Source organism: Cellulomonas fulva, from assembly GCF_018531375.1.
GTDB classification, from domain to species: Bacteria; Actinomycetota; Actinomycetes; order Actinomycetales; family Cellulomonadaceae; genus Cellulomonas; species Cellulomonas fulva.
Map to the genome: position 1 here is coordinate 158,535 of NZ_JAHBOH010000002.1, position 25,960 is coordinate 184,494.

Below are 25,960 nucleotides of genomic sequence, written 5' to 3' on the forward strand. Positions count from 1 at the left end.
CACGATGAACACCTTCCAGGTGACGCACGTCAGCAAGGACCACAACGGCGACATCACGGCGATCGGCCGGAAGGGCGGGCCCGGCGACAACGGGTGGCGGCTCTCGACGTCCGAGGCCATCGCCCGCATCCAGCGGAAGCAGGAGGGCTACTACGTCCTGCTGCCGCAGCGGGCCGAGATCATCGTGAAGCAGGGCGTGTACCGCCCGTACCTCGCGACGACGGCCGACACGACGACGAAGAACAACCTGGACAGCCTCCCGCTGTTCTGACTGGTCGAGGGCCCCGGCGATGCGATGCGCCGGGGCCCTCGTGCTGTACGTCACGCCAGGGTGTCGTACGGCTCGTAGACCACGAGTTGCACGCCGTTCTCGGTGCTGATCTCGCGGATCTCGTGCATCGTGATCGGCTCGATGTCGACGCAGACGTAGACGGAGTCGTGCGGGTCACAGTCAGCGAGCACCTCCAGTAGGTCACGAACCGTCAGGCTCTCCATCACTTCGCCCCCGTACCGCTGCGGGCCTCCCAGAAGGCGGTGTCGAGGCGGTCGTTCAGGTCGTTGATGAACTCGGACGCCCGCTCGTACTCCAGGAGCCCGAACAGCAGTCGCAACACCTCGTCGTTGGTCGGCTGCAGTCCGCTCACCCGCTTCAGGAACACCTCGGCTGCCTGGTCGAACTCGCTCTTGCCCATCGTCGTTCTCCTTCGTGTCGGGCCCCGCTTGCCGGGTGCCGCTGACGACAACCATGGCCGAACCGCAAGCCCTGACCCCGGCCGTTACCCACCCTGCTAACTAATCGGGAGAATTCGGATTCGCGCCGACGCGGTGTGCTAAGGGCGGACCGGGCCGAACGGGGACAGACGTGGGGCGAGCCGTTGAATCTCACTCCGTGGCTGCGGGTGAAGTCGCTATGCGAGACGCAATAAACACCTTGTTGACTACCGCCTCGTACGCAGGCGGGCAAGACCACGATGCTCAACGCGCTGGCCGGCGCCGTGCCCGTGCGGGAGCGCACGATCTCGTGCGAGGAGGTCTTCGAGCTGCGGCTCGCGGCGCGGGACTGGGTGGCCATGCAGTGCCGGCAGCCGAACCTCGAGGGCGCGGGGGAGATCCCGCTGCGGCGGCTGGTGAAGGAGGCGCTGCGGATGCGCCCCGACCGGCTGCTCGTCGGCGAGGTGCGCGAGGCCGAGGCGCTGGACCTGCTGATCGCGCTCAACGCCGGGATCCCCGCGATGTGCACCATCCACGCCAACTCGGCACGGGAGGCCGTCACCAAGCTCTGCACCCTGCCGCTGCTGGCAGGCGAGAACGTGTCCGACCGGTTCGTGGTGCCGACCGTGGCGTCGTGCGTCGACCTCGTGGTGCACCTGGGGCTGGACGCGCGCGGTCGCCGGCGGGTGCGGGAGGTGGTCGCCGTGCCGGGGCGCACCGAGAACGGCGTGGTCGAGACCGCCGACCTCTACCACTGGCACGACGAGCGGCTGCAGCGCGGCGACGGCTACCCGCCGCACCCGGACCGGTTCGCGCGGATCGGCGTCGACCTCCCTTCGCTGCTGCGGGCGAGGAGCTGACGTGGACGTGGTGGTCGGGCTCCTGCTGGGCGCGGGCGTCGGGTGCGTCTGGTGGGCGTTCTGGCCGCGCGAGCCGTCGCCGACGAGCCGGGCCGCGCGCTGGACCGCGCGGCTGCAGGACGAGCTGCTGCAGGCCGGGGTCGTCGGCGTGACGCCGGGCGGGCTGCTCGCCGCGAGCGTCGCGCTCGCGCTCGTCGTGCTCGTCGTCGGCGTCGCGGTGACGCGGATCCCGACCATCGCCCTGTTCTTCGCGGTCTTCGCCGCGGCGGCGCCCGTCGCGGTGGTGCGGGGCCGGGCGCGGCGGAGGCAGGCGCGCCTGCGGCAGCTGTGGCCCGAGGTCGTGGACCACCTGGCCTCCGGGATCCGGGCCGGGCTCGCATTGCCGGAGGCGCTCGCGCAGGTCGGCGAGCGCGGGCCCGTCGAGCTGCGCGCGCCGTTCCGGGCGTTCGGTGAGGACTACCGGGCGACCGGCCGGTTCTCCGAGAGCCTCGGCCGGCTCAAGGGTCGGCTCGCGGACCCGGTCGCGGACCGCATGGTCGAGGCGCTGCGGATCACGCGCGACGTCGGCGGGACCGACCTGGGCCGCCTGCTCCGCACGCTCTCCGGCTTCCTGCGGGACGACGTGCACAACGCAAACACGGAGAGGTGTCAGCGCAGGTCAATGACTCGAGGGCACGTGGCCCGCCAGCGGGTGTGCGCCGAGTTCACCTGAACCCGTCGGCGGGTCCTTCCCGCTTCTGCCCTGGTCGCTGGCACGCTAGCGTGCGTGCCTAGCGACCTCACACCGCTCTTCGAACGGCTCCAGCAACGGGGCGGGACGACCCGCACCGAAGCAGACATCCAATCCGACGTCCGCGGGCTACTCCTGCACGGCGAGCTCGACCTTGAGGACTCGCAGGTCGACGTTCACCTCGAAGCTCAAGCGGGCGACCAGAAGCGCATCGACGTAGAAGTCGGCTTCACCGTCATCGAGACGAAGAAGGATCTGCGACGAGCGGGGGCGGTCGACGCTGCCGTTCCTCAACTCGCGGAGTATGTGCAGCGCCGCACGGACCACTTCCAGCAGCGGTACGTCGGCATCCTCACTGACGGAGCCGACTGGCACCTGTACACGCTCACGCCCGCCGGAACGGTCGAACGAGTCTCGACGTTCGAGTTGCGGTCCGCCGAGAGTGGGCCGGCGCTCGTCGACTGGCTGAGTTCGGTACTGGCAACGACTCAGGGCATCACGGCCACACCGCGAGAGATCAAGGCGAGGTTCGGTGCGCGTTCGCCCGGCTTCGAGCTCGACCGGGCCGCGCTGAGGGCGTTGTGGGCCAAGCACGGCAGCGAGCCCGAGGTCGCACTCAAGCGAGAACTGTGGAGCAAGCTGCTGCACACTGCGTTCGGTGAGCATTTCCAGTCGGACGTTGAGCAGTTCATCGAGCACACCTACCTCGTAATCACGGCAGAGCTCATCGCTCACGCGCTGCTCCGGGTCGACGTCGCGTCGCTCGACCCGGCAACGATTGTCGCCGGGGGGCAGTTCAGCCAGGCAGGCGTCCACGGCGTCGTCGAGAACGACTTCTTCGACTGGCCAGTTGAACTGCCAGAGGGTGGCCGCGTCGTCCGCGCCATCGCCCGTCGGGTCGCGCAGATCGACTGGTCAACCGCGAAGCACGACATCCTCAAGCACCTCTACGAGTCCGTCATCAGCCCGGAACAGCGCCACTCACTTGGCGAGTACTACACGCCCGACTGGCTTGCGTCCGCGGTCGTTTCCGAGGTCGTAGACGAGCCGAAGGCCCAGCGGGTGCTCGACCCGGCATGCGGCTCCGGGACGTTCCTGTTCCACACCGTTCGCCGCGTCGCTGAGGAGCTCGAAGCGGACGGTGTGCCGAACCGCGATGTGCTCGAGCACGTCACGGCGCACGTTCTCGGAATGGACATTCACCCCGTCGCGGTGACGCTCGCACGGGTCACCTACCTGCTGGCACTCGGTTCCGAACGGCTCAACGCCGACCGAGGGGACCTCCACATCCCGGTGTTCCTCGGAGACAGCGTCCAGTGGCAGATCCTCGACACGCTCTCGCAAGATGGGCTCACCGTCTATACCGACTCAGGCAACTTCGCGCTGCTGGCCAGCGAGCTGTACTTCCCCCGCGCGGCCATGGGCGACCCGGCACGCTTCGACAAACTCGTGACCGACCTGACCGCATTGGCGACCAACCGAGACCGGGGCTCCAAGCCGATCCCGAAGCTCGGGAACGTCGTGCGTGACCTCGCCCTCAGCACCGCAGACCGCGCCGCGATCGACGCAACGTTCTCCGCGCTGTGCGACTTGCACGACAACCACCGCAACCACATCTGGGGCTACTACGTACGCAACCTCGCACGGCCGCTGTGGCTCAGCGACGACGGGCGCGTAGACCGCATCGTCGGCAACCCGCCGTGGCTCTCTCAGAGGTTCATGGACGTCCAGATGCGCGCCGCGTTCCGTACGAGGTCGCAGGCACGGAACCTCTGGGTTGGCGGACGTGTCGCGACACAGCAAGACCTCGCGCCGTTCTTCCTGGTGCGGTCGTGCGAGTTGTACCTGAAGGCTGGCGGCCGGTTCGGCATGGTCATGCCTTACGGAACTCTCATCAGCAAGGCGTCAGAAGGTTTCCGCTCCGGAGAGTGGGATGTCGCCGGAGCTGCCCAGTTCGGAGACGTGTGGGACCTGGACAGCGTTCGACCGCACATCTTCCCCGTGCCTTCGGCTGTCGTTACGGGAACGTACGCCGGGCTCGGCACGGCGACAGCGACACCCCTCAAGGGGGCCACCGAAAAGTGGTCCGGAGAGGTTCCGGAGGGCACGTTCGACGCGACGCAACTGGTGACACGAGAGCCGGTCGCGCCGTTCCAGCGTCCACCGCGCTCCGCCTGGTCGCCGTACCACGACGACAAGTTCACCCAGGGCGCCACCATCGTGCCGCGGCTGCTCCATGTCGTGACTGAGACTGCGCCGACGGGATCGCTCGGGTTGCCAGCCGGGGTGGTGAACGTCGTGTCCGCCCGGACGGCACAGGAGAAGCAGCCTTGGAAGGATCTCCCGAGTCGGGGACCCGCCCCGGTCGAGCGGGTGTTCGTCCGCGAGATGCATCTGGGCTCGACGCTTCTGCCGTATCGACTCGTTGAGCCGTGGCGTGTCGTGCTGCCGATCGAGCCATTGACTCACGCGCTCATCGGCGACTCTGAGACACGCCTCGCTGCCTACCCGCGTCTACAGGCTTGGTGGACGGCAGGGGAAGCGATCTGGACCGGGAACCGTCGAGCGTCAACAACGCAGACGCAGCAGGAGTGGGCCAACTACTCAAGCAAGCTGACGGCGCAACTTCCCGGCGCGGCGCTGCGGTTCGTTTACTCGAAGTCAGGTTCGCGGCTGACGGGCGCTGTGCTCGCCGACGCTGACGCCATCGTCGACCACACGCTGTATTGGGGTGCCATTGGCAGTCATGATGAGGGTCGCTACCTCGCGGCCGTCACGAACTCCCAGGCAATGCAGACGCTCGTGGAGCCGCTGCAGCCGCGCGGGAACCTCGGAGCGCGACACTTCGACCTCTACCCGTGGGAACTGCCCGTGCCCCGATATAACGCGAGCAACCCGGACCACACGGCACTTGCCGCGCTAGGTGCGCGGGCTGAGGAGGTGGCGGCTGCAGTGCCTGTGGCGGCGGGCACCAGTTTCGTTTCCGCGCGAGGTGCGGTCCGAACTGCACTCGAGTTCGACGGAGTGGCCAGCGAGATTGAGGTCGCTGTGCGCGGCCTTCTCGGGTTGACGTGACCACTAGAGCCGACTCCGCTCACCTGGCGTACGCGGCGGCTCGCTGCTGGACGACCCACTCCACGACGGCCCCGGACACGCACCCTGGGTCGTCGCACGCCTCGTTCTCAACGAGCGGCCCGTTTGCGATGAGGCGTTGCGTGCCGGCTCGGTCGATGGTGACCGCGCACGTGAGGTCGCCCAGGTCGATGAAGCCGAGCACCTGGTCGGGGATGAGCTCGATGCAGATGGCGCCGGGTCCGACCTGACGGTCGACGAGCGCGACGAGCCCGGCGGTGCACAGGTGTTCGACGATCCTCTCCGTGAATGACGCGTTCACGGTCATCGCCCGTCCCCGTCAACGGGCTCCTGCTGCCCGGCAGCCCACGCTTCGAGCAGCAGCGAGGTGAGTTCGTCCTCCGGCTCGTACACGACCCCCTGCGGTCCGAGCACCTCGTCCGCGTAGGCCCGGTACGTGTCGATGCGCCGCTGGTCGCCGGGTGCGAGTGGGCGGAGAAGATCGGCGCCGCCCCGGCCGTCGTTCGAGACGGTCGCGAAGGGGACGCCGTCGTGTGTGAGCGTCGCGTCGAGCGCCAGGCCGCCGTCGTGCGTCGGGTGCGCCGCGACGCCCGTGAGGGCGTACGGGCAGGAGCGGGGCAGGGTCAGGCCATCGGTCAAAGGCGCCTCCGGGGCTATCGGTGCTGGTCAGGTCAGGGGGACACGCGTAGAGCGCTTGGACGGCCGCCCTCAGGTCGGCGACGCTCAGCTCGCCGCGCACGTACCGGACGGCGAGTTCGGCCAGCCATGGGTCGGGCTCGTGAACCGCCAAGGCTGCACTCGCCAGGGCGCCAGCAGCGGTCCGGGCGCGCTCCTCGCGAGACGAGTCGGGGGTTGGAGCGGAGGCCGTCAGCGCTGCTCCGGTTCGGTCCCGCTCGCCGTCGGAGCGAGGACGGGACGCGGAGGCAGCCCGCGGTACAGGGTCGCGACGCCGACGCCGAGGTCTCGCGCGATGGTTGAGACACTCCGACCTTCGACATCGCGCAAATGAGTCGCGTAGCGAATCTGTTCGTCAGTGAGACGGCGCGGCCTACCCACCTGCTTGCCCGTCTCTGCCGCGACCCGCCTTGCGTGTGCGGCCCTCTCACGCCCGTACGTCAACTCCCATTGCCCGAAGAGACTCAGCAGAATCAGCGCGAGTTCCGCCATCGGTCCACCGTCCTCGGACGTGTCCACGGGCACCGGGTCTGCGAGCGTCTTGATGCCGACGCCGCGCTCCTTCAGGTCCCGAACTGCCTCGAGGACAGACAGCACCGACCGACCCATGCGGTCGAGGGTGTAGGAGACCACCCGATCCCCGGGGCGTGCGTACGCCAGCGCCGCCTTCCAGCCCTCGCGGTCGGTGTTCGCGCCGGTGCGCTTGTCGACGTAGATGCGTTCCTCGGGGATGCCGAACTTCACCAGTGCGTCGATCTGCCTGGTGAGGTCCTGGTGCGTCGTCGAGACGCGGGCGTATCCGATGTCCATGCGTCGACCTTCTCTCAAGTCGTCGCTGTGATCAGCTACCGAGAAGGGCGATTCGAGAGAGATTCTGATAGGCCGGTTGGGTGGGCGAACCGGACATGGTCGACCTGTCGCGGCGGTCTATCAGTACCAAGGTTTCGAGACACGGCGCGCGCTGCGCGGGTTCGGACCCGGCGTCCGTCTATCGCGGTCCCTGCCGCGATAGGTTCCGGCCAGGAGGCGGCGATGCAACTGTGGGACGCACGGTTCAGGAACCACGAGCTCTGGAGAACAGTGGAGCGGGCTCGGGCCACGATGAACGAGACCGTGCTACCCGACGCCCAAGCAGAACGGGACGCACTCGACTACGCGGGCATGGTCCTCGAACTTCTCGAGCGACGCCGGGAGGACACAGACGGTCGAGAGGTCAGCCCGTCGATGCTCGACGAGGCCCAGAGCGCCGTGAGCAACTTCGCCACGAATCTCGACCTCGTGGTGTCCGGCCAATACACCTGGCAGCAAGTCGTACCGGTCGCCGACCAAGTCATCACGCGTCTCGGTCAGTGGCCTCCGCTCAAACTCGCCCGCTACCTGGGCGGCATCAACTCCGCCGTTGAGAGTTTCAAGACGCGCGTACTCGAAGCCGCTGACGGAGTCGAGCGACGAACAGTCGAGCTGGACGCCTCGATCACCATGCTCGCGACGAAGCAAGCGGAAGTGGAGAGCGCTGTCGCCGCCGAACGGCAGCGCATCACCGAGGCAATAGCGAAGTTCACGACCGACGGCGACGAAGCCGTTCGCGAGTGGACCGAAGAGCATGAGGGCGCGATCAAGCAGCGAGCCGACGCCTGGGACGCGGCTATCGCGTCCGCCCGGGCCTATGCCGTCGAGCATCAGGACCGCATGGCGGAGTACGAGGCGAAGTCCCGGAAGGTCCTTGAAGCGGTCGGCGTGAACTCCACCGCCACGAACTTCGGCGGCTACGCCGAGGAGCAGCGGACGGCAGCCAACCAGTGGCGCAGGGTCGCGGCCGCGGTGTTCCTGGCGGCCGGAGTCTGGTTCATCGCGAGTTCCTTCCCATGGTTCACGGGCGAGGCCTCGATGTGGGAGTCGGCGCTCGCGCGTTTGGGGGTCACGGCGGCGGTCGCCGGAGTCGGGCTATACGCCGCTCGCGAGTCTTCGCAGCATCGTCGTCAGGAACGTCGAGCGAAACAGGTCCAGCTCGTACTCACAGCGCTTGAGCCGTTCATCGCGAATCTCGACGCCGAGGAACAGGACAAGCTGCGGATCGCGGCAGCGGAAGCGATCTTCGTGCTTCCAGGCGAGTCAGACGGCGGTTCCGAGCCCGACCCGTCGTCAGGCCTGCTCGACCTCGCGAACGCTCTGGTTGCGAAACTGCCCGACCGGACCTGACACCGAACAGGCTCGCCATCTGCGGGCCCCACGCGGCTTGTGCGCAGAGACCGGCACCCCTGTCTGTGCACGCGCGCGCCTGGACTTTCTCGTGTCGGTCCGGAAGGCACGTCTCGTGCGGTGGGAGCCTGACATCCATGACGGAGACAGCACAGCGCCTCGCGGTCGGCTGGTGCCACGGGTGCGGCACCCTGCAACTGCGCGACGAGATGCCGATGGCGTGGATGCCGTGGTCGGAGAAGGTCGAACCGGCGTGCGTGTCGGGCGACGGCGAGCCGTGGGGCATGGGCGTGTGGGATAAGGGCGAGCACGACGCTGCCTGCCCGACCGTCGCCATCGCTCGAGCGCGCGAGGTCGACTGGACGCCCGTGTTTGACGAGTGCACGTGCGGCGGCGCGGACGACAGCCTGGACGACGAGGACTGAGCGCGTGTCGCGACTCACCGAGCGCCACGAGTGAGGGGTGCGTGAGTGTCCGCGCCGTACCTGGTCTGTCTAGCCACTGCTGGTATGCCGGCGTGGGAGGACGGCGAGATCGCGGAACTGCACATGGGCACGTGGGCGTTCGGCGACGTGAACTGGCACGCCGTCGCCGAAGCGTCCGTCGCGGCGGTTGAATCCGGCCTGGGCATGGATGACGATCATCTCGACGCCTGGTGCGCGTTCGGGCAATCTCGCGGACTCTCGGGCAACGATGACATCGCGTTCACGAGCCTCTACGTCGACCCCATTTGTGTCGCAGCAGACGACTGGGTCAACGGACGCCACCGGTCGCGCGCCATGCAGCAGGCGGGTGTCGCGCGTGTTGCCGCTGCGCATCCCGATTATGTGCCGAGTTTCCTGCGGCGCTCAGAGACCAACTGAGGCGATCTTCGCTGCCGCCCGAGCCCGCACGAGCTTGCACTTTCCTGTCTATGCCACCACCTTCCATCCGGGTAACGAAATGTGCGATTTGGCGCGTTTCGACCCGAGGTGGTGGAGGAAGAAATGTATGTTGTAAAGCCCGGCCCGCGTTGCGCGTGCGATGCACACATTGACCCTGTGAGGGCGCAGAACGCGTTCCGCGCCGCTCATCCGGGCCAACCGCTCCCGGACGCACTGGGAGACGCGCGCACGGTCGCGATGCAGCATGCGCGTTGGCAGGTCGCCCGGCAGGACGCGCGCCTTGCGCACCAGGAACTCGCCGATGCGCAGCGTCTCGGTGCGGACGACGCGACCGTGGCCGCGCTCGTGGAAGCTCGCGACGGCGCACTATCGCGCGCACTGGCAGCACAGGAAGAGCTAACCGGCATCTGGCAGGAGCGCGCAGCCACCCGGGCCGAGCACCTCGCGCTGCATGGCCCGCAGGTGCTCGCTGACCAGCCTGACGACGTGCCGGCCGGACCGGTACGGACCGACCAGTGGCACCCGAAGACCGGGCGGCACAAGATCACGGGGACCCGCTTCGACGAAGGTGGCTACGACCGGGCGGGTTTCCACAGGGCCACGCGAAGGGACGCGTTGGGGTTTCACGTAGCGACCGGTACGCAGTGGGGCCCGGACGGGCGGAACGCTGACGGTCAGCACTATGCGGACCTGGGCCTGACATCGGCGCAGGTCACTGGTGCGGACGCCGACGGGGTGCTCGCCGGGACGGTCGCCCTTGCGCCGGCCCCGAAGCGCACGTCGGCGGCCCGTGCCATCGCGGATGCGAAGCGTGCCGAGAAGGCCGACAAGCCGCAGGCGACGGTCGCGAAGGCGGCGGAGGTGGCGGAGCCGACGGTGGCGCTGGCGCCGGCGGTGAAGCGGCTGGCGCTCTACCGCGAGTGGAACGGGCCGGATGAACTGCTCGCTGGGGAGCAGGTCGCGGACGTCCTCGGGACCGACGGCGAGGGTGTGGCTGCGCTGGAGCGCACGGGTCAACTCTCGGCCGCGATCGATGAGGACGCGCGGGGTCGCTGGCCGTGACACGGCGCGAGCTGTGGACAGCGGGAGAAGAGGGGCCGAGTATGACGAGCGTCCGTGGGTGTCGGTACGGCAGGAGTCGGCCGGGCAGGATCCGGCGATGCGTGAGCCCGGTTGGCTACGGTGGCGTCATGGACCAGTCCGACATCGTCGCAGCCGTCTCGGCAGCCCTGTCGCTCGCGGCGATCTTGATCTCGAGCCTGTTCGCCCGACAACAAATCGTGCAGGCGCGACGCGATCAGTTATTTCCAGTCATGACGCACCTGCTAGGCGAGTTCCGGTCGACTGAGTTCAAGGCGAACCTGTACGCCGTCGAGCACGACCTGGCCAATGGCGCGACGGTCGACAGCGAAGGCCGTCCGCAACTGCGGGACGCTGAGCGGGCGCGGGCGGTACAAGTGATGAGCTTCTTCAACTACATTGGCGCCCTCGTGGCGAACGGCAGCGTGAGCTTGACTCTGGTGTCCAGCCTCATGGGCGGTTCCATCGAGAATGCCTGGCGCGCTACGGGCCCGTACATTTATGCGGACCGTGAGCGCCGAAACGGCGACGATGTTTACTACGCCTACTTCGAACATCTGGCCGCAGAAATCAGCAACATCGGTCCGACGAAACTCCATGCCCGCCTGGTCGCTAGAGGTCGTTTCAGGGGGATGCGCAGGCTGTCCCTGGAACGAGGCGACGGCGCCAAAGGGCTCAAGCGACTTCCCCCAGGGACTTGGTAACACGCGCTCGCTGTGGCGCATACAGGGCGAAGAGGCCGGAACTGCCCGAGCCGCCCCCTCCTCGGGCATTTCGCCTCGACCCGTCCGGCGCGCGAGCGTGCCGAAGCTGGAGGAGCGGCCGTGGCGGGGCGGGGGCGAACTACTGCGCCATGTACTCCAGCTCGATGTGCTCAGGTATCGGGCCACGCGGCGAGACGTCGTAGCCCTGATCCCGCGCCCACGCGCGGATCGCGGCGCTGCGACCGGGCTTGTACGTTCTCGCGTCGGGCGAGCCCTTGGGTGCCCGCTTCGCCAGAGGCTTCAGCTCTCCGCCGCGTCGAAGTTGCACGTAGTGCGAGACGCACAGGCCCATACCCTTGCCGCCCTTGTTGCCCAGGGCGTTGTCGCATCCTTCGAACGAGCAAGTCATAGCCCCGGGAGCATACGCGCGGCCACCGCAAGCGGCTCGCAGAGAGCCAGAGGTGAGGGCGCCGCGACGAACACCTAGAGGGTGCCCCAGCTAGCCGACGGGGGCGGTGCCGGCGCGGCGGTTGTCGCCATCGCGAGAACGAGTGACTCGAGACGCTGAAGCACGCCATCGACGTATTCGAGGGTCGAGGACGGCGGTAGGTCGATGCGCGCGCCGAAGGCGCACACCCCGTGCGTCCGTGCCGTCGCCATGCCGTAGCCCTTACCGAGCCACGTCGGGGCGCCGTCGTCGACGATCGCCTTCCACTGCTGACGGTCGACTGGGTCGCGCGGGTTGGGCGACGTGGTGCTCCAGCGGAGGTCATCATCGAGAGCCGAACTAGCGACGTACGGCGCGAAGGCGCGACGCAAGAGCGGCCAGTCGAACCCTTCGGACGAGTAGATCCCGAAGCGCGCAAGGCCGACGAGCACGACCGGGCCTTTCAGCCGCTCGCGGTACGGCACATCGGTCGGCCGCCACTCGGGCGCTGCCGTGCCCTCCTGAACCTCAGCGAAGACGACATGGTCTGAGCCGGTGATGGGCGCGCGCATCGCGACGACCCAAGCGCCACCGCCGGATGACTGCTCGAGCGTGCGCTCGATGCTGCACCAGGTGTCCATACGACGAGCGAGCCAGGCGGTGCGCGCTCGCAGCGCGAGTTCGAACTCTGGCGCGTTGTCCGGCACGTCGTTCCACACGGTCTCGGGACCGACATGCGGGACCAGCGTCGGCAGTTTCTCGAGCCACGCCTCTGCGGTCGCGCGTACCCACGGATGCTCGCTCTGGCTGTACGCCGAGAGGACGGACTCCCACGTCAGCGACTCCCAGCTGGGTGCGCTCCCGTGATGGACAGGAAGACCCGCGAGGTGGAGCACGAACCGACGTCGCGCATCGGGGAAGCCTGCCGCGTAGCGCGCCAGCTGGCCCGGGCTGAGGTCCGCGTACAGTTTCGCCTCGATCGCCGCGACATGCCGACCATCTCGGGACAGGAGAAGGTCGAGGCGATCCCGTCCGCGACCCGCGACCGCCGGGATAGGGACCTCACGAAGCACGTCGTCGGGGACCTCTCCCACGAACCTAGCGATCGGTGCCGGATCCGTCGCGATAAGCGCCGCGAGAGCATCGCACCACCGGGTCTCGTTGGCGGCCGGGACAAGGAACTCGATGTGCGGCAGGCGGCCGTCCGTCATCGTCCGCCAATCTGCTGTGTCCGGCGCGACCGCTCGGAGCCGCTCGCGGGGGGCTGGTGCGACGCCGAACGCGTCCGCCCTGCTGCATGAGACGACTGCATCGCGTCACTTGCCAGCTGCGTGTTCTGCCCCCGCCTCACGTAGCGTGAACCGCGCAGGCTGAACTCGAACACCAACCGGGGCTGAAGCTGATCTCGGATTGTCGACGCAGCCGACCTTTCCGGAAGAGCGGGGCCAAGGCCCAAGTCCGTCAGTGGTCTCTTGAAGCCCCACGCTTGGGCTCCCGGAGCGATCAGGGCGGCGCCGTCGAGCACATCGTCGCCGAGGCGCACGACGACGTTCCGCACGGCATGTCCGGTGCGGTTGGTGAACCTGACGGCACAGTGCGTGTAGCTGCCGTTCGAGAGGCCTTTCGGTGCCAAGCGAAGCGTGCATGTCATCGCGATCGCCAGGAGTTCGGCGGCTGCGTCGTGGCGTTCGGCGTTGCGGCGGGCGAGTTCGGCGCGAACAGCTCGAGCGGTGTAGATGAGCGCTCCCGCCGTCGCGATGGCACCGAACCAGGTTCCCCACGCCTCGAACAGCGTGACGTTGAACGCGCAGGTCGGGCCGCAGGTCGACCAAGTACCGAGCGCCCACCCCGCGATGGCAGCGGCGAGCACGCAGAGCCCGAACACGAGGCGCCGATGGCGGTTCAACCACTGCATCCGAGGATCGTTGCAGCAAGCGCGTCTCTCGCGGCGCCCACGCGCCGGAACTACTCGGCGTCGCGTTCGAGCTCGTCGGACTCGGACTCGCTGTCCGACACGAGGCCAGCGAGGTCGGCCGAAGCGGCGTCGCCGGCGACCCGCCTTGCCCTGAGCGAGCCCCATGCTCGCTTGCTCGCGATCACCGCGACCCCGGCAGTCCCCGCGAGCAGGACGCCCAGTCCGACACCCTTGCCTACGAGCCCGGGTGTGGCCTTGGCGACCGCGCCGCTCTCGATGCTCTTGATCAACTTGTCGACGCCACCAGCACGGGCCGACTCCGTCACGATCTCCTGGTAGCGGCCGAGGTTGCTCACGGGGTCGCTCCCTCTCTGCGCGTCAGTTAGCACCAGGGTCGGTGCCACGTCGGACATCGGCATCGGCGCGACGGCCCTGAAGACCTGACACCCGGCCGGGCCACCGCGCCCACCACAGCGGCACCTGGCCGCCGCTCCGCCACGACCCGGTCGTCACGTGGGCGTGCCGGCGACGGGACGAGCGGTTCGGCGGGTGGGTCGAGTAGGTGGCTAGGTGAGGGCGGCCGTCTGCGGGCTCGGTCGGTCGGGACTGCGTCTGGCCGAGCACCTACCCTGATCGTGACGACCAGGACGCTGAGGAGGCGAGCAGGATGAACGGCGCAGCTGAGCAGGCGACGGCCCCGGCTTCCACAGCCCCAAAGCGTGCAGTGCGCGACGCACGGACGGCTTCCGCTGCTACGCGAGCCAGCCTCGCCGCCCTCCACCGGTTACGCGCGCAAGTGTCCGCAGACAGCCGCTGACGTCGTTCCGAGACCGCGATTGCTTGCGATCCGGACAGCCTGTCCTATTGCGATCCGGACAGCGTGTCCGATGGGGGCGGACAGCGTGTCCGATGGGGCGGGCAGGCTGTCCTACAAACAGGGAAGAGAACAGGGAAGGCTCCGCCCTGAGCCCGGAATCGCTCCCGCGCGCTGATGCGCTTGGGTCCAGCGCGCTGAAGCGCACTGGGCGGCCCTGACGACAAAGGTGGACTTGCGCAACGACTCGTCAGTCACCAGCCGCCTTTCGTCGCGAAGGACTCACTTTCAGATCCGTCAGGTACCTACCGTGCAGGTCTCTTAACAACGAACTCGCGGCGCCCGGACAGCGTGTCCGGATCGCAACGAAGTATCTCAAGCGGCGTGATGTGCGTCACGAGCCGTCCCGGTGTTGGGGTGTTTGGTATCAACCAGGCCATTTTCTGTCCAGGTTGCTCCTTACTCTGGTAATCGACACCAGTCGCAGCAACCCGATAGGACATCCCGATGAACGTAGACCGGCGCACCCGCCGCATCCAGGAACTGTCCTGGCTCGCAGCCGCCGCCGAACTGAGCCACCGCCGCGCTAACGGCGGCATCAGCGCCAGCGAGTACCGGCAGTCGGTGCTCGAGCTTCACGAAGAAGGCTGCCCGGTACTGGTCCTCGCTGACGGGCTCCACCGTGCACGCTCCGGCGTGTACGAGGTCCTCGCTACCGCCCGACGGCACCGCGAGAGCGCCGCCGCCTGAAACACGAAACCCCGCCGTGCGAGGGGGGGCCGTGACCTTCAAGAACTTCGAACCTGAACGAGACAAGGATATCGCAGACCATGGGCAACAAGTCACTCAACGCGTTCATCGACTACGAGTACAGGCGCGTCAAGGGCGAGCCGTCGGCCGACCTGTTCAAGGCGCTCCGACCGTCCAAGGCGGGCGCGAGCGCAGTCACGAAGCGATACGCCTATGAGCGGCTCCTCTGGCACATCAAGGAAAAGGCCGGTGACCGGCTCGTCTTTCCATCGCAGGACACGCTGGCCGGCACGCTCGCGGTCGACGCCCGGTCGGTCCGCCGCGCCCTGTCCGACCTGGAGGCTGCTGGCCTCATCTACCCCGGTCAGCGCAACGACCGGACCAAGGGCGTGACGTCGACCGTCTACTACGTGGTCGACGTGATTGGTGAGCGTGCGGCGTTGGACCGGTGGAAGGAGGAAGCGGTCCGTGCCGCATCCGCGAAGCGAGTCCGTGACGACACCGGTGACAGCGTGCCCGAGTTCGACGACACAGACCTGCGTCGTGACGCGGACCTCGCCGTCGAGACGGCCCGTGCGGATATCGAGGCGGCACACGCGGGTGCCTACGCGACGGACGGACGCATCCTTGCTGTCCTGACCGGCACCGCCCCGGCAGACATCCCGGTCTACAAGAGCTTCCGCGAGAACGCCGCCGCAAAGCGCAAGTCGAAGGGCCGCATCAGGGACGCGGCGGCGACGCGTGGCGTGGAGAACCCGGACGCGTTCGCCGCGGAGGTCGTCGCATCGCTGGGTGCCGGCGCGGCGCAGTCCAGGCGTGCCATCGACGAGTTCGTGAACGCCGGACGCCTGGAGGAACTGTTGCCGCCGCCGGTCGAGTATCCGTACCTGCAGGTTGTGCCCGATGCCTCACCGGACGAACAAGGGCTCGCGCCGCAGGACCCGCCCGCGTGGCTCAATGAGGATGGGGCGACCGCTGCGCCCGACGACAGCGCGCCGCGTGCGCGCTCGGTGCCGATGCCTCCGGCGCTCCGTGCGCAGGTCGACGCACTGCGGAGCGCCTGACCATCCCGCGCCCGTCCCGAACGCCCCGCCTCGATTCGTCAGGCGGGGCGTTTCAGTTTGTGCCGGTGCGAGGGGTTGGGTGCGTGGCTGGGTTAGCACGGTGGCGTGCAGAGGGTGCATTTGCGTATAGACGTTAGGCGAATGTCTACACGTAAAGCCGGGCCGTACATGTACCGCCGCTTTCTGTATATCCGAGGAGGTACCGTTTTGATATGCCCGATTTGCGGCGTATCGAAACAAGTAGATAGGTACCGCGATGACCATTCAGATTGACGGGAAGGCCTACCTCTCAACCGCCGAACTCGCGCTGCGGCACGGCGTGACCTCGCACACGGTGCACCTGTGGCGCTCGAACGGCCGTGCCCCCGAAGGCAGGAAGCTGCGCGGGCGCACGTGGTACGAGATGGACGACGTCCTCACGTGGGAGGCGGGGCAGGACACCGCACGAGCAAAGACGCCATGCCGTATCCCACGGTGCCCGCGACCAGCAACGGCCGGCCGGGACCACCTGTGCGCCGGACACGCCCAGATGGTCCGAGCGGGACGCACAGACCTGGGCGGCCCACCACCACGCCGACCACGCGCGAAGACGCTCAGCGACCTCCTGGACGCTATGACCGTCCGCGACGAGGACGGACACCGCCTCTGGACCGGGCATCTCTCTGGAGACGGCTACGCCAAGGTCGCCCGCGCTGGCGTTACCCGCTACGTGCACCGGGTGGTCTGGGAGGACGCGTACGGCCCGATCGACGAGACGCAAGACCTCACCGTCGACCATCGTTGTCGGGTCCGCCGCTGCTGCGAGATCTCGCACTTGCGCCTCATCAGCCGCGCCGAGAACATCCAGGCGGGCTTCGAAGCCCGCCTCCGCGAGCAGGAGGCCTACAGCCAGGGCGCGTTGACGCTCGACGTCGACCTCGAGACGCGCCGCCGCCACGTTGACGCCCAGGCAGCCTGATGTTCCCCACTACCACGCCGTCGCCAGCTGCCCTCTCGGTCGCACGAGCAGGGCGGCTGGCGCGTGCACAGGCCTCCGTAACGGCCGAGACCAACCCGACCCGACGCCGCCCCGTACGGACCGCTTCCAGGCCGTCTACGGGCCGTGTACGAGCCGCGCGGGCAGGTGCGTCGTGACGGACAGCCAGGACCTCGACGGCCTGCTCGACGCGGCGACGCGGCTCGCGCGGAGGCAGGCCGAGTGGGGCGGTGTCGACCTCGGGGACGAGCGCGTCGTGGGGTGGACGGCGACCTTCCTCGGGTTGGTGAGCGAGGAGTGGGACGAGGCGCACATTCAGAAGTTCATCGACGCATTCGGGGCCGTCTCGATGCCGTTGCCAGACGACCCGAGAGCGGTGCTCTGGTCGATTGTGAGGCGTCCGTAGCGGCGAAGCCCGCTCCCTCACCGCTACCGTCAACTCATGGCGCCGCCGCATCCGCTTCAGGAGTCACTCGATTATCTGCCCGAGTACCTGGGCGACGCGGGACATCTCTTCGAAGTCGTCGAGGAACGGAACGCCGCGCTGACTCGAGCCCGCCGGGCCGCTGGGAACAAGACTGGCGCGGGGTCGCCTCCGGTAACTCACAAGTCCCTCAACCGCGCGGTCGTCGTCGCAGCCGTTGGTGCGCTCGAGGCCTTCTGTGAGGACCTCGCGCTCCGAGCCCAGCCCCTCGTACCGGGCGCAGTGCCGCCAGCGCAGTGGTACGCGATTGCCGGGACACGAGGGATGGTCCAGACGCCAAACTCGAACAACATCGCAAAACTCTTCTGGACGATCTTCCGGTACGACCCGCGCCCTGATTGGGACCTCCTGCTCGACGCATCGTGGGCGGAGGTCGGTTCTGGGACACGCTGGCGCGGAACAACAATCAGCTACAAGGCAGACGCCGCCGCACGGGCACTCGACGCGATGGTTCAGGTTCGGCACGGCTTCGCGCATCAGGACAAGGCAAGTGCACCCAAGTCGACCCCTGGAGTTGTGGAGGTGACGTCCACACAGAAGCTCTCATTGCAGTCACACCATGCGCGCAATGCGATGAGCATGGTCGTCCAGGTCGCGGTCCTGACCACGCACGGACTCTCGACGATGATCCCTGGCACGTCGCGGCCTTTGCGGTGGAAGGCGGCCATGAAGCAGGCCGGGTGGGGCGAACTCCTGGCGGGAACCCCGGCTGCAGCGGAGGTCAAGAGCGGATGGACGGGGCATCCGTTCTGAACCTCGCCGCTCCCGTGCACGGCGCGCGACTCTGGTGACGCTAGGCGTGTCGAGCAATGATCAACTGAGCCCCGGCCTCTGCGGACACCGGGGCTCAGTAGTAGGCGGAACACGTCAGGCGGCCCGTAGTTCGCGGTTGGGTTCCCAGAGTGGCGCGTGGGGGTCGACGACAGTGCCCTGCCGCCAGCTGTCGAGGACGAAGGGTTCAGTCGGTGTGCGGAACCCGGCGGGCGGGCGCGTGGTGCTGTTCTGTTCCCATGCCCAGCTGGCCGGGCCGGCGAGGATGCGCCCGGGTGCCCAGCCGGTGACGCGTACACGCCCGTCGACGGTCATGTTGACCCCGGGTGCTGGGGAGGGACCCCACTGAAGGCCAGCGGCTTGGACGCCCGCGATGAGCTCGCGCCAGGCCTTCTCGCGCTGGACGTGCCACACCTGCCCGAGGCCGGCGGCATGCCACGCCATCACGATGTCGCGGTAATCGGCGGCCTTCCGGTTGGTGGTGCGCTCCAGCTCGCAGGCCCAACGGGTGCCGGCGGGGTCGACGAGGCCGAGGTCCGGCGGACGGACGCCTCGCATCCCGATTCCGACTTGGACGGTCCACGCACTAACGGTCTGGACCGGGCGGCCGCCGATGGCGCTCGGCTGCTCCAAGGTGCGGATGTCCCGCTCGAAGGCGACCTGGAAGCCGGCCCTCCGGTACGCGGCGGCGAGGGCGGAGGCGCCGACAGTGTGCTGCGCCATGGACCGGGACACCTTCGGTGCACCGAGCTGGACGTGTGCGTCAGTGCCCGGTACGACGTGCGGGTCGAGGATGCGCGCCCCACGCCCGGTGGCGGTCCATACGGTCGCGACGGTGGCGCGCAGCACACCGTGTGAGTCGTGAAGGTCGAGCGCGACAGGCACGGCCCGAACGAGCCGGTCGTCCTGCAAACGCCGGAAGGACTTCCGAATGCCCCACGGGGAAGCGCCCAGATGCCCCACGCACGCATCGGGGCGAATGTATCCCGCGCGGGTGAGCAGGCGGAGCAGTTCGATATCGAGCCTTGTCAACTGGTGCCGAGGTGCCATGGTGCCGGTGCCTTTCTGGATATTTTCATACGGCGGTTACGTAGCCACGATAGGTGCACCGAGCTACAGCAAGCCGGAACCGTCGTGCCCACCACGGCGCCCACCCAGTGGGCACAGCGATGGACGAAGCTGAATGGCGCCTTCACCTGCGGAAACGCCATCAAAGTCCCACACGAATGCTGGAGCACCCGGTAGGTGGAGACTCTCGTAATGCTGCACGCCCTTCGGGCGCCGCTCTTCGCTTCGCTCGTGCCGCGTCTCGTCTCGTCTCGTCTCGTGTCGTGTCGTCGCGGTTCGTGGCGTCGTCACGACCCGGCCCGGTTCGGTTCGGTTCGGTTCGTGGCGTGGACGTGCCCGGCGGGGTGGTGGTGCAGCGGGTGCTGCTCCTCGGGGACCGCGCCACGGTTCGTGCCCTGTCAGGTGATGGGTCGCCCCGCAGTCGTGACCCACAGGGCGGGGTGCGCGGGTCGCACCGTGACGGGACGGGACGGGGCGGGGCGGTGCGAGACGGGGCGGGGCAGGGGTGTGACTCACCGGGGCGAGGCGTGACCGGGTCGAGGCGGGGCGGGCGACGCGCCCCACACGTCGCGTTGCTGGGTCATCCGACTGCGGCGACGCGCGCATCGGTCGCAGATTGGCAGCGACGGCGCAGTCGAAAGCGGCCCCGACAGACATCCACGCGCGGGTCGTGTGTAAGCACGAAGTCGCCATCGGAGCAGGGTTCGCTTTTCGCGTCTACAAGGTCGACTGACGCTACGACAGCCGCTACGCTCAACGCGACTTCATTCGTACAAGGACCGGGGCCACATATGGCACAGAAGATTCTGGTCACGCTGACGTCGGACATCAGCGGCGAGCCCGCTGATGAAACCGTGACTTTCGCGCTCGACGGAGTCGCCTACGAGGCGGACCTGACGACAGCGGAAGCTGTCGAGCTCCGCGCCACGCTCGCTACGTGGATCGGGCACGGCCGGAAGGTCGCTGGCGGGCGCCCTGCGACGCGGCGCCGTTCTCGTTCCACCGGGGCTGGTAGCCCGGCAGACATTCGGGCGTGGGCCGTCGCTAACGGGCACAGCGTTCCTGCGCGTGGTCGTATCCCGCAGACCATCCAGGACGCCTACCGGGCGGCGCACTGACCATGCACGCCGTGCTGTGCAGAGCCGCAGCGCCAGTTGCAGCCAGCGGATGGGAGCCCAGCAACTGGCTCGAGGCGTTCACAACGTCAGCCGCGTTCGCGGGCCTCATGGCCGCGCTCGCTGCCGGCTTCGCCCTCTGCGGTGTAAATCGGCGCATCAGAGCTGACAGGCGGATGGCACGCAAGCAGCGGCGCAGTGCCGAGAGGGCTGCTGAGCTCGTGCGTGTCGCTGCCGTCGAGGACCGCGACTTCGCAGCATGGTGGCAGCAGCACGAAGCACTGCAGGGGCGTCTCGACGAGCTGGACCCAGCGAACGCACTCGTTGTGCTGGACGCGCTCGGTGAGACAGCCCCACACCCTGTCGCTGTTGCCCTGGTGGCCGTAGCATCGAGGGCGTACGCGCCAACCGACCCGGAGGAGGAGTGATGGCACAGGACGACCAGAAGGCCGGCCGGAGGCACCGCGCTCTTACTGCGCAGGAGCGGGTCCAGTTCGAGGCGCTGCGGACGAAGCTCGCACCGGGTGGTGAGTACGCCGTGAAGGCCGCGAAGCGCGTCGCGGCACGCGAAGCCCGCTCCGCTGCGATCATCAAGCTCATCGACGGCAAAGCGTAGAGCCAGCCCACGAGAAGACCCCGCCAGGCAGGATTCTGGCGGGGTCTTCTGCTCAGGTGGTGTCGCCGGTCGGCTCAAAACCGGGTGTCGTGGGCGGGCCGTCGCTATCTTCGGCGCGCTCGGCTTCGAGTCGCTCCACAACGCGTTGGTGCTGTCGCTGGAGTTTTGCATGCTGCTCGCTACGTCGCTCATCCTTCGCGTCGCCGTCTCGCGTAAACACTGCGAGGCCGCCCCTTGGGCTGTCGGTCCACTTCTCGAGGGTCGTGCTGACCCGCATCAAGGCTGTCGCGGCGTGGTGCAGCGTCTTGCGCTCGAGGTAAGCGCGGCCCTTGTGCGCGGCCCAGTCGAGCACTGCGGTCGTCGTCTGACGTGGCGTGCCAGGGATTCCGTCGAACTGGATAGCGAGGTCATGGCGGTCCTCATCCTTGAGCGCGGGGTGGCTGAGCCGCGCGCCCGCGAAGTCCCAACTCGTTCGCCATTCCTGGCGCGGCGCGAGGTACGGGATCGAGTCCGGAAGCCAGACATCTCGAACGGCGTCCCCGTCTCCGGTTGCACGAAGCGGCGGTGTCGACTGGACGACGACGTTCCGAGCTGGGGTGTTGCCGGTGTTCCGGATCGCGAGCTCGATGGTCTCTGGACCTGACGGGTTCGGTTCCATCGTCGCGACGACGTACGGCTGGGCCTGCTCAATACGCAGGTCACGCGCCTCGACGGCCTGAGAGAGTCCGACCCAGGCGGCGACGGCAGCGATACCGACCGTGATCCACGTCGCAAGTGCTGTCCATTCGTCGGCTGTGCGCGGTATCAGGTGTGCCATCGACGAAGGGTGGGCTGCGTATCCGATGCCGGCGCCCGCTACCAGGATGACGACGGCGCCACCGATGAGTGCGTTCCTCGACGGTCTCATGGCGGCATTCAACCGCAGTGACCGCCGCGGATGTCGCGACTGTCGTAGGTCAGACGGGCTGCCAGTAGTTGAAGCAGGCCCGGACTTCCTCGTGCCAGGTGATTCCCGGGCCGTCGCGCCAGCCTGAGCCGGGCTCGCCGGTGTCCTTGTTGATGACGAGTGCGGCGAGGGATGGCTCGTCTCGTTCGATGCAGTCCGTCGACAGGTCGTCGAGGACGTGCCGGAGCTCGTTGCGCAGCGCGACGCCGTCGAGTCCGAGCGCGAGGCCGAGCTCGCCGTAGGTGAGGAGGGTTCGACGTGTCGCAGCGACGATGAGCGCTGCACGTGCCTGCCCGATCGCGATGGTGCGGTCCTTACGAGCCATGGCCTGAGCCTACGATGCGCCGATTGAGGCGTGGATGCGAGTCGCTACACGGTTTCGGCCAGCACGGGAGGTCGTCGTCGAGGACCCAGGTGACTCACACGCACCGCCATGGACGACACCAACGCGGGGCGCGTCCACGACGTCGTCGGTGGTCGCTAGGGTCCTGCTCAGGCGGGTGTGCGCCCGCGCACTGCTCTGCGGGGAGGTTGGGCGTGCAGCACCTCAAGTTCGACTTGGGACGCGTCGCGAAGGGCTCGACCGTTGTCGTCACTCTCAACAAGCGCGCGAACGTCCTGCTGATGAACTCACCTAACTACCACACGTACGCCGCAGGTCGTGGCGGACGGTTCAACTACCACGGCGGCCTAGCGACCAAGAGCCCGGTGCGGATTCCGGTGCCGTCAACGGGCCACTGGTTCGTGGCGATAGACCTCGGCGGCGGGTCCGGACAGATCCGGCACTCCGTCCACGTCGAGCCACCACTGAGAGGCGACCTGCCCGTGTATCGCAACCCATCGATGCGAACCCTGGCGGACAGTGTGGTCGTTCGGGAACCCGCGCCACCGACGACCATTGACGACCTCGACGGACGGACGTGGGACGTCTTCGTTTCGCACGCCTCCGAGGACAAGGCGGCCGTCGCGATCCCACTGGCGCAGGCGCTTCAAGACCGAGGTGTGACCGTCTGGCTCGACAAGGCGGAGTTACGCATCGGCGATAGCCTGCGCCGTCACATCGACAAGGGGCTTCGCTCAAGCCGATTCGCGGCCGTGGTGTTGAGCGAGGCGTACTTCTCGAAAGGTTGGCCGCAGTACGAGCTTGACGGCATCGTGACGCTCACCGTGGAGGGCAAGCAGAGCGTCCTGCCGATCTGGCACGGCGTGGGTCGCGCCGACGTGGCTGCGCAGAGCCCGTCTCTCGCCGACAAGCTCGCGCGGGACACGGCAATGGTCTCGATCGATGAGATCGCGAACGAGATCGCTGAACTCGTTACCGAGGCGCGCTCGGGCGGGCTCTGGTGACGTACGACATCCACGGAAACGTCTCGGCTTTGCTAATGCGAGCCGCATCCGAGGGGCTCGAGCGCGTCGGCGCCCCCGACCAAACGTGCGTCGTCTTCACCGATGCTTTCAGCGAAGACGTCGCACGCTTCACCGGCAACGCGTCCTACAACGTCGGCCGGGGTGCGGGTGTCGTAGGGGCACGCACGATCCCGGCTTCGGACGGGAAGTCGGTCGTCTTCGTGAACACCAGCGAGGTCCGCCATCGCGACCCTGGCGAGGTCGAACGGCTGCTCGCGCACGAGGGCGGCCACGCGCTGCTCAACCATCGTGGAGAGGACCTGGGCGGACGGCGCGGACTGGCCGGCCCGAACTGGCAGTGGGAGATGCTGTGCCTCGGAGCGCTCGCGCTTGACGAAGCGCGCATCGAGACGCACTTGCGGGCTCTCGGCTACCCACCGACCGACTCGATCTGCCAGGAGCACTTTGAGGACTCTCTGTACGTTCTCAACTGTGACGTTTCGTTGGCGCTTGTCGAGACCGGCGATTATGTCGCGGAGCTCGCTCGCCGCATCGTCGTCGCGCAGGACCACCTATCGAAGCTCCTTGCTTACCTCGTTCCTTACGCGGGTGCCGGCGGCGCGGCATCTCCGAGCAAGCTGTCCGCGGCAGGTAAACGCCATTGGGACGACTACGTATCGGACCTGTGGGACGCGCGCCGTTCGCTCTACGCCCGATGCCCGGACGCGTCCGAAGTTGTGGCGTCGGCTGACCTTGACTCGCTCTATCTGTCCGGACTTCAACTGGAAATCGACCAGCTCTCCCGTCTCGGCTTCGAGCGCTCCGGCAACGACGCCACTGAGATGTTCGTTCGCACCGCGACCGACCGCCGTTGCCAGCACCGCATGAACGCGGCGATTCGAGAGACCGAAGCGCGGGCGTAGTCGCCAGACGAAGACTCCTACGCCGCGTCCCGCTCTACCTGCTCGATGAGCCCGCGTAGCCGCTCAACGACACACGAGCATTCGCCGGGGTTGAGCCGCTCGCCGAGGATGAGCCGTCGCAGGTGGTCGTCGTCGAGCTGGACGGGACGCGTCGGGAAGACCGACCAGCACGCCACCTCGAGGCGGGCGAGACGGTCCAGGTCGGCTGGGCTCGGGCTCGGGAAGTGAGCCCACCAACGGCGGGCGGGAGACAGATGCGGGGCGGGCACGAAACCTCTGTCCCGGGCGCTCATGACGGGTCCGGAGTGCCATCGGGCGAGTTGGCGCGCCTGGCGCGCCGGGCGCGGGGCGCCTTGTCCTTCGCGCCTGCGGGACGGCCAGTCGCCGGGCGTTCGATGGCGACGAGGCTTGCTTCCCGCCAGGCGTAGGCGCGGCCGATGCGACCGTCTGCCGGGGGCATCCATCCGCCGGGGCGCATCGCCATTCGGATCGTGGACGGTGCGCAGGACCAGCGCTGCGCGAGCTCGGCGATGGTCGCCCAGCCCTCGACATGGACGGGCGGGGGTGTCTGCGGTGTCGTCATGGAACCACTTTAAACGTTGACGCTGACTGTCAGCCCGGGCGAATAGAATGTTGACTTCTCGCAACAACGTTCTAACGCCCGACGACCTCACCGCTCCGGTGGCCCGGGAAGACCAGGAGGACCGGCATGCACACCTACCTCGCCAAGCGAACGCGCTCCGGCCGGGTCGTCGCCGTAGGCGCCCCGGCGGACCTGAGTCACGACATCGGGACACGAGCCGAGCTCGTCGCCCCGGACGGAACCCAGACCGCCACCGCGGTCCTGACGGGCGTCGGTCGCATCTGGTCAGACCCGGACACCGGGACGGACCAGGCCTACGGCTACATGGACGCGCGCTCCCAATCCACGGCTGGTGCGGCGTGACGACCGGCCGCCGCACCAGCCGTCCAGACCAGCCCCAGACAGCAGGAGAGCCCATGATCACCAAGCCCAAGACGACCGCTCATCCCACCGTGCACCGTGCCCGCATCCCTGCTGACGCGATCGCTGTGCTCGTGGTGCAGACGCTCGTCCTGGCCGGCATCTGGGTGTGCGCAGTGGTCGTGAGCTTTACAGGTCTGATCGCTGCTGCGGGGTGGGCGAACGTCGCGGAGGGCCAGCGCGTCTTTGTGCCATTGTTCATCGACGGCGTGCTCATCGGTGGGTCACTGGCATATCTGGTCGCGAAGGAGCGCCACGACCGCGCCAGCCGGAGCATCGCGGCCGTCGCAATGGTCGCGTTCGCTGCGCTGTCGGTGGCAGGTAACGCGGTCCATGCGCTCGCTGCCTCGACGAGCGGCCCCGAGCGGGCTGTCGGCGTCCTCATCGCCGTCGCTGCTCCTATCGCGATTCTGGTAACGACGGAGCTTTTGGCGCGGACGGTCATCGCGAGCCCGGACGAGAACGTTCCGGCGCCGAGCCGCGCTTCCCGCCGCCGCGCGCAGGTCCAGCCCACCCTGCCCGCTCTGACGGCACCCACCACCCAGGCGACCCCGACTCCTGTCGCACCCACAGCACCCGCCCCGACGGTCCGCCCGGTCAGTGCCTCGACGGGCACGGTCCGGTCGGGACGCGAGGAGGCGCGGGCGGAGTTTCTGGCGCTGCTCGCTGCCGGGATGTCGGCGCGTGGTGCCGCAGCGGCGGTCGGTGTGCCGCCGTCCACGGGGACCCGGTGGGCTGCGGCTGCCCGCGAGGCCGGTGCTGTGACCGACCAGGGTGCGCTGGTCGGCGTGTGAGCGACGGAAAA

General features: G+C 68.1%; 33 protein-coding genes and 1 pseudogene. 21 read left to right on the top strand and 13 right to left on the bottom strand.

Annotated elements, in window-relative coordinates; all coding sequences use genetic code 11:
• Window positions 1-4 precede the first annotated feature (4 nt).
• Window positions 5-271, top strand: a complete 267-nt coding sequence (locus KIN34_RS14320; RefSeq protein WP_214352426.1) for a DUF3892 domain-containing protein — start codon at window positions 5-7, stop codon at window positions 269-271.
• Window positions 272-321: 50 nt separating this feature from the next.
• On the opposite strand, the gene KIN34_RS14325 is transcribed toward KIN34_RS14320, so the two are convergent.
• Window positions 322-462: a hypothetical protein gene (locus KIN34_RS14325; RefSeq protein WP_214352428.1), complete on the bottom strand. Its 141-nt coding sequence runs from the start codon at window positions 460-462 to the stop codon at window positions 322-324.
• 32 nt (window positions 463-494) lie between these two features.
• Entirely contained in the window at window positions 495-692 is a 198-nt protein-coding gene (locus KIN34_RS14330) for a hypothetical protein (protein WP_214352430.1), read from the bottom strand.
• Between the two features lie 258 nt (window positions 693-950).
• Here KIN34_RS14330 and KIN34_RS14335 point away from each other — a divergent pair.
• The 3 genes and pseudogenes from KIN34_RS14335 to KIN34_RS14345 form a co-directional block, all read left to right on the top strand.
• Window positions 951-1,571 (top strand): annotated as a pseudogene (locus KIN34_RS14335) (ATPase, T2SS/T4P/T4SS family); the annotation flags it as partial.
• 1 nt (window position 1,572) lies between these two features.
• Window positions 1,573-2,283, top strand: coding sequence for a type II secretion system F family protein (locus KIN34_RS14340; protein WP_214352432.1), 711 nt, complete (start codon window positions 1,573-1,575; stop codon window positions 2,281-2,283).
• 54 nt (window positions 2,284-2,337) lie between these two features.
• Entirely contained in the window at window positions 2,338-5,376 is a 3,039-nt protein-coding gene (locus tag KIN34_RS14345; protein WP_214352434.1) for an N-6 DNA methylase, read from the top strand.
• A gap of 19 nt (window positions 5,377-5,395) precedes the next feature.
• Here KIN34_RS14345 and KIN34_RS14350 read toward each other — a convergent pair whose 3' ends face one another.
• The 3 genes from KIN34_RS14350 to KIN34_RS14360 all read right to left on the bottom strand — a co-directional run bounded on the left by KIN34_RS14350 (window position 5,396) and on the right by KIN34_RS14360 (window position 6,879).
• Window positions 5,396-5,701, bottom strand: a complete 306-nt coding sequence (locus KIN34_RS14350) for a hypothetical protein (RefSeq protein WP_214352436.1) — start codon at window positions 5,699-5,701, stop codon at window positions 5,396-5,398.
• Complete coding sequence (locus KIN34_RS14355; protein WP_214352438.1) at window positions 5,698-6,033, bottom strand: hypothetical protein; 336 nt, start codon at window positions 6,031-6,033, stop codon at window positions 5,698-5,700. Before KIN34_RS14355 ends, KIN34_RS14350 begins: the two co-directional genes overlap by 4 nt.
• A gap of 228 nt (window positions 6,034-6,261) precedes the next feature.
• The gene (locus KIN34_RS14360) at window positions 6,262-6,879 is read right to left on the bottom strand and encodes a recombinase family protein (protein ID WP_214352440.1); all 618 of its coding nucleotides are present in this window, start codon (window positions 6,877-6,879) and stop codon (window positions 6,262-6,264) included.
• A gap of 291 nt (window positions 6,880-7,170) precedes the next feature.
• On the opposite strand from KIN34_RS14360, the gene KIN34_RS14365 reads away from it, so the two are divergent.
• From KIN34_RS14365 to KIN34_RS14385, 5 genes are all read left to right on the top strand, one after another.
• On the top strand, window positions 7,171-8,268 hold the full coding sequence (locus KIN34_RS14365) for a hypothetical protein (protein ID WP_214352442.1): 1,098 nt from the start codon (window positions 7,171-7,173) through the stop codon (window positions 8,266-8,268).
• A 137-nt stretch (window positions 8,269-8,405) separates the two neighbouring features.
• On the top strand, window positions 8,406-8,693 hold the full coding sequence (locus KIN34_RS14370) for a hypothetical protein (protein WP_214352444.1): 288 nt from the start codon (window positions 8,406-8,408) through the stop codon (window positions 8,691-8,693).
• Window positions 8,694-8,738: 45 nt separating this feature from the next.
• Window positions 8,739-9,131, top strand: coding sequence for a hypothetical protein (locus KIN34_RS14375; protein WP_214352445.1), 393 nt, complete (start codon window positions 8,739-8,741; stop codon window positions 9,129-9,131).
• Window positions 9,132-9,308: 177 nt separating this feature from the next.
• Window positions 9,309-10,214 carry a hypothetical protein gene (locus tag KIN34_RS14380; protein WP_214352447.1) on the top strand — a complete coding sequence of 302 codons (906 nt, stop codon included), beginning with the start codon at window positions 9,309-9,311 and terminating at the stop codon, window positions 10,212-10,214.
• Window positions 10,215-10,342: 128 nt separating this feature from the next.
• Window positions 10,343-10,936 carry a DUF4760 domain-containing protein gene (locus tag KIN34_RS14385; protein WP_214352449.1) on the top strand — a complete coding sequence of 198 codons (594 nt, stop codon included), beginning with the start codon at window positions 10,343-10,345 and terminating at the stop codon, window positions 10,934-10,936.
• 139 nt (window positions 10,937-11,075) lie between these two features.
• Here KIN34_RS14385 and KIN34_RS14390 read toward each other — a convergent pair whose 3' ends face one another.
• The 4 genes from KIN34_RS14390 to KIN34_RS14405 form a co-directional block, all read right to left on the bottom strand.
• The gene (locus tag KIN34_RS14390; RefSeq protein WP_214352451.1) at window positions 11,076-11,345 is read right to left on the bottom strand and encodes an Lsr2 family DNA-binding protein; all 270 of its coding nucleotides are present in this window, start codon (window positions 11,343-11,345) and stop codon (window positions 11,076-11,078) included.
• A gap of 74 nt (window positions 11,346-11,419) precedes the next feature.
• Complete coding sequence (locus KIN34_RS14395) at window positions 11,420-12,574, bottom strand: PD-(D/E)XK nuclease family protein (protein WP_214352453.1); 1,155 nt, start codon at window positions 12,572-12,574, stop codon at window positions 11,420-11,422.
• Window positions 12,571-13,278 (bottom strand): hypothetical protein, encoded by a 708-nt coding sequence (locus KIN34_RS14400; protein WP_214352455.1) that lies wholly within the window; start codon window positions 13,276-13,278, stop codon window positions 12,571-12,573. The genes KIN34_RS14395 and KIN34_RS14400 overlap by 4 nt, the downstream gene beginning before the upstream one ends.
• Window positions 13,279-13,328: 50 nt before the next feature.
• Complete coding sequence (locus KIN34_RS14405) at window positions 13,329-13,634, bottom strand: hypothetical protein (RefSeq protein WP_214352457.1); 306 nt, start codon at window positions 13,632-13,634, stop codon at window positions 13,329-13,331.
• Window positions 13,635-14,599: 965 nt separating this feature from the next.
• Here KIN34_RS14405 and KIN34_RS14410 point away from each other — a divergent pair.
• From KIN34_RS14410 to KIN34_RS14430, 5 genes are all read left to right on the top strand, one after another.
• Window positions 14,600-14,842 (top strand): hypothetical protein, encoded by a 243-nt coding sequence (locus tag KIN34_RS14410; protein WP_214352459.1) that lies wholly within the window; start codon window positions 14,600-14,602, stop codon window positions 14,840-14,842.
• An 80-nt stretch (window positions 14,843-14,922) separates the two neighbouring features.
• Complete coding sequence (locus KIN34_RS14415; protein ID WP_214352461.1) at window positions 14,923-15,906, top strand: helix-turn-helix domain-containing protein; 984 nt, start codon at window positions 14,923-14,925, stop codon at window positions 15,904-15,906.
• Between the two features lie 256 nt (window positions 15,907-16,162).
• Window positions 16,163-16,864: an HNH endonuclease gene (locus tag KIN34_RS14420; RefSeq protein WP_214352462.1), complete on the top strand. Its 702-nt coding sequence runs from the start codon at window positions 16,163-16,165 to the stop codon at window positions 16,862-16,864.
• Between the two features lie 172 nt (window positions 16,865-17,036).
• Window positions 17,037-17,288 carry a globin family protein gene (locus KIN34_RS14425; RefSeq protein ID WP_214352464.1) on the top strand — a complete coding sequence of 84 codons (252 nt, stop codon included), beginning with the start codon at window positions 17,037-17,039 and terminating at the stop codon, window positions 17,286-17,288.
• A 36-nt stretch (window positions 17,289-17,324) separates the two neighbouring features.
• The gene (locus KIN34_RS14430) at window positions 17,325-18,119 is read left to right on the top strand and encodes a hypothetical protein (RefSeq protein WP_214352466.1); all 795 of its coding nucleotides are present in this window, start codon (window positions 17,325-17,327) and stop codon (window positions 18,117-18,119) included.
• 114 nt (window positions 18,120-18,233) lie between these two features.
• Here KIN34_RS14430 and KIN34_RS14435 read toward each other — a convergent pair whose 3' ends face one another.
• A complete protein-coding gene (locus KIN34_RS14435) occupies window positions 18,234-19,187 on the bottom strand; it encodes a hypothetical protein (RefSeq protein WP_214352468.1) in 954 nt (317 codons plus the stop codon).
• Between the two features lie 809 nt (window positions 19,188-19,996).
• On the opposite strand from KIN34_RS14435, the gene KIN34_RS14440 reads away from it, so the two are divergent.
• The 3 genes from KIN34_RS14440 to KIN34_RS14450 all read left to right on the top strand — a co-directional run bounded on the left by KIN34_RS14440 (window position 19,997) and on the right by KIN34_RS14450 (window position 20,936).
• Entirely contained in the window at window positions 19,997-20,323 is a 327-nt protein-coding gene (locus tag KIN34_RS14440) for a histone-like nucleoid-structuring protein Lsr2 (RefSeq protein ID WP_214352470.1), read from the top strand.
• Between the two features lie 173 nt (window positions 20,324-20,496).
• Window positions 20,497-20,748 (top strand): hypothetical protein, encoded by a 252-nt coding sequence (locus KIN34_RS14445; RefSeq protein ID WP_214352472.1) that lies wholly within the window; start codon window positions 20,497-20,499, stop codon window positions 20,746-20,748.
• Window positions 20,748-20,936, top strand: a complete 189-nt coding sequence (locus tag KIN34_RS14450) for a hypothetical protein (RefSeq protein WP_214352473.1) — start codon at window positions 20,748-20,750, stop codon at window positions 20,934-20,936. The genes KIN34_RS14445 and KIN34_RS14450 overlap by 1 nt, the downstream gene beginning before the upstream one ends.
• A 52-nt stretch (window positions 20,937-20,988) precedes the next feature.
• Here the strand turns inward: KIN34_RS14450 and KIN34_RS14455 are convergent, their stop codons facing one another.
• Together KIN34_RS14455 and KIN34_RS14460 are read right to left on the bottom strand one after the other, a co-directional pair.
• A complete protein-coding gene (locus KIN34_RS14455) occupies window positions 20,989-21,753 on the bottom strand; it encodes a DUF8453 domain-containing protein (protein WP_214352475.1) in 765 nt (254 codons plus the stop codon).
• A 139-nt stretch (window positions 21,754-21,892) separates the two neighbouring features.
• Complete coding sequence (locus tag KIN34_RS14460; protein WP_214352477.1) at window positions 21,893-22,207, bottom strand: hypothetical protein; 315 nt, start codon at window positions 22,205-22,207, stop codon at window positions 21,893-21,895.
• 212 nt (window positions 22,208-22,419) lie between these two features.
• Between KIN34_RS14460 and KIN34_RS14465 the strand changes: the two genes are divergently transcribed.
• Window positions 22,420-23,229 (top strand): DUF1883 domain-containing protein, encoded by an 810-nt coding sequence (locus tag KIN34_RS14465; protein WP_214352479.1) that lies wholly within the window; start codon window positions 22,420-22,422, stop codon window positions 23,227-23,229.
• The gene (locus KIN34_RS14470) at window positions 23,226-24,152 is read left to right on the top strand and encodes a hypothetical protein (protein ID WP_214352481.1); all 927 of its coding nucleotides are present in this window, start codon (window positions 23,226-23,228) and stop codon (window positions 24,150-24,152) included. The genes KIN34_RS14465 and KIN34_RS14470 overlap by 4 nt, the downstream gene beginning before the upstream one ends.
• A gap of 289 nt (window positions 24,153-24,441) precedes the next feature.
• Here the strand turns inward: KIN34_RS14470 and KIN34_RS14475 are convergent, their stop codons facing one another.
• Window positions 24,442-24,735: a hypothetical protein gene (locus KIN34_RS14475; RefSeq protein ID WP_214352482.1), complete on the bottom strand. Its 294-nt coding sequence runs from the start codon at window positions 24,733-24,735 to the stop codon at window positions 24,442-24,444.
• A 126-nt stretch (window positions 24,736-24,861) separates the two neighbouring features.
• Between KIN34_RS14475 and KIN34_RS14480 the strand changes: the two genes are divergently transcribed.
• Entirely contained in the window at window positions 24,862-25,098 is a 237-nt protein-coding gene (locus KIN34_RS14480) for a hypothetical protein (RefSeq protein ID WP_214352484.1), read from the top strand.
• Window positions 25,099-25,151: 53 nt separating this feature from the next.
• On the top strand, window positions 25,152-25,949 hold the full coding sequence (locus KIN34_RS14485; protein ID WP_214352486.1) for a DUF2637 domain-containing protein: 798 nt from the start codon (window positions 25,152-25,154) through the stop codon (window positions 25,947-25,949).
• The last annotated feature ends 11 nt before the right edge of the window (window positions 25,950-25,960 follow it).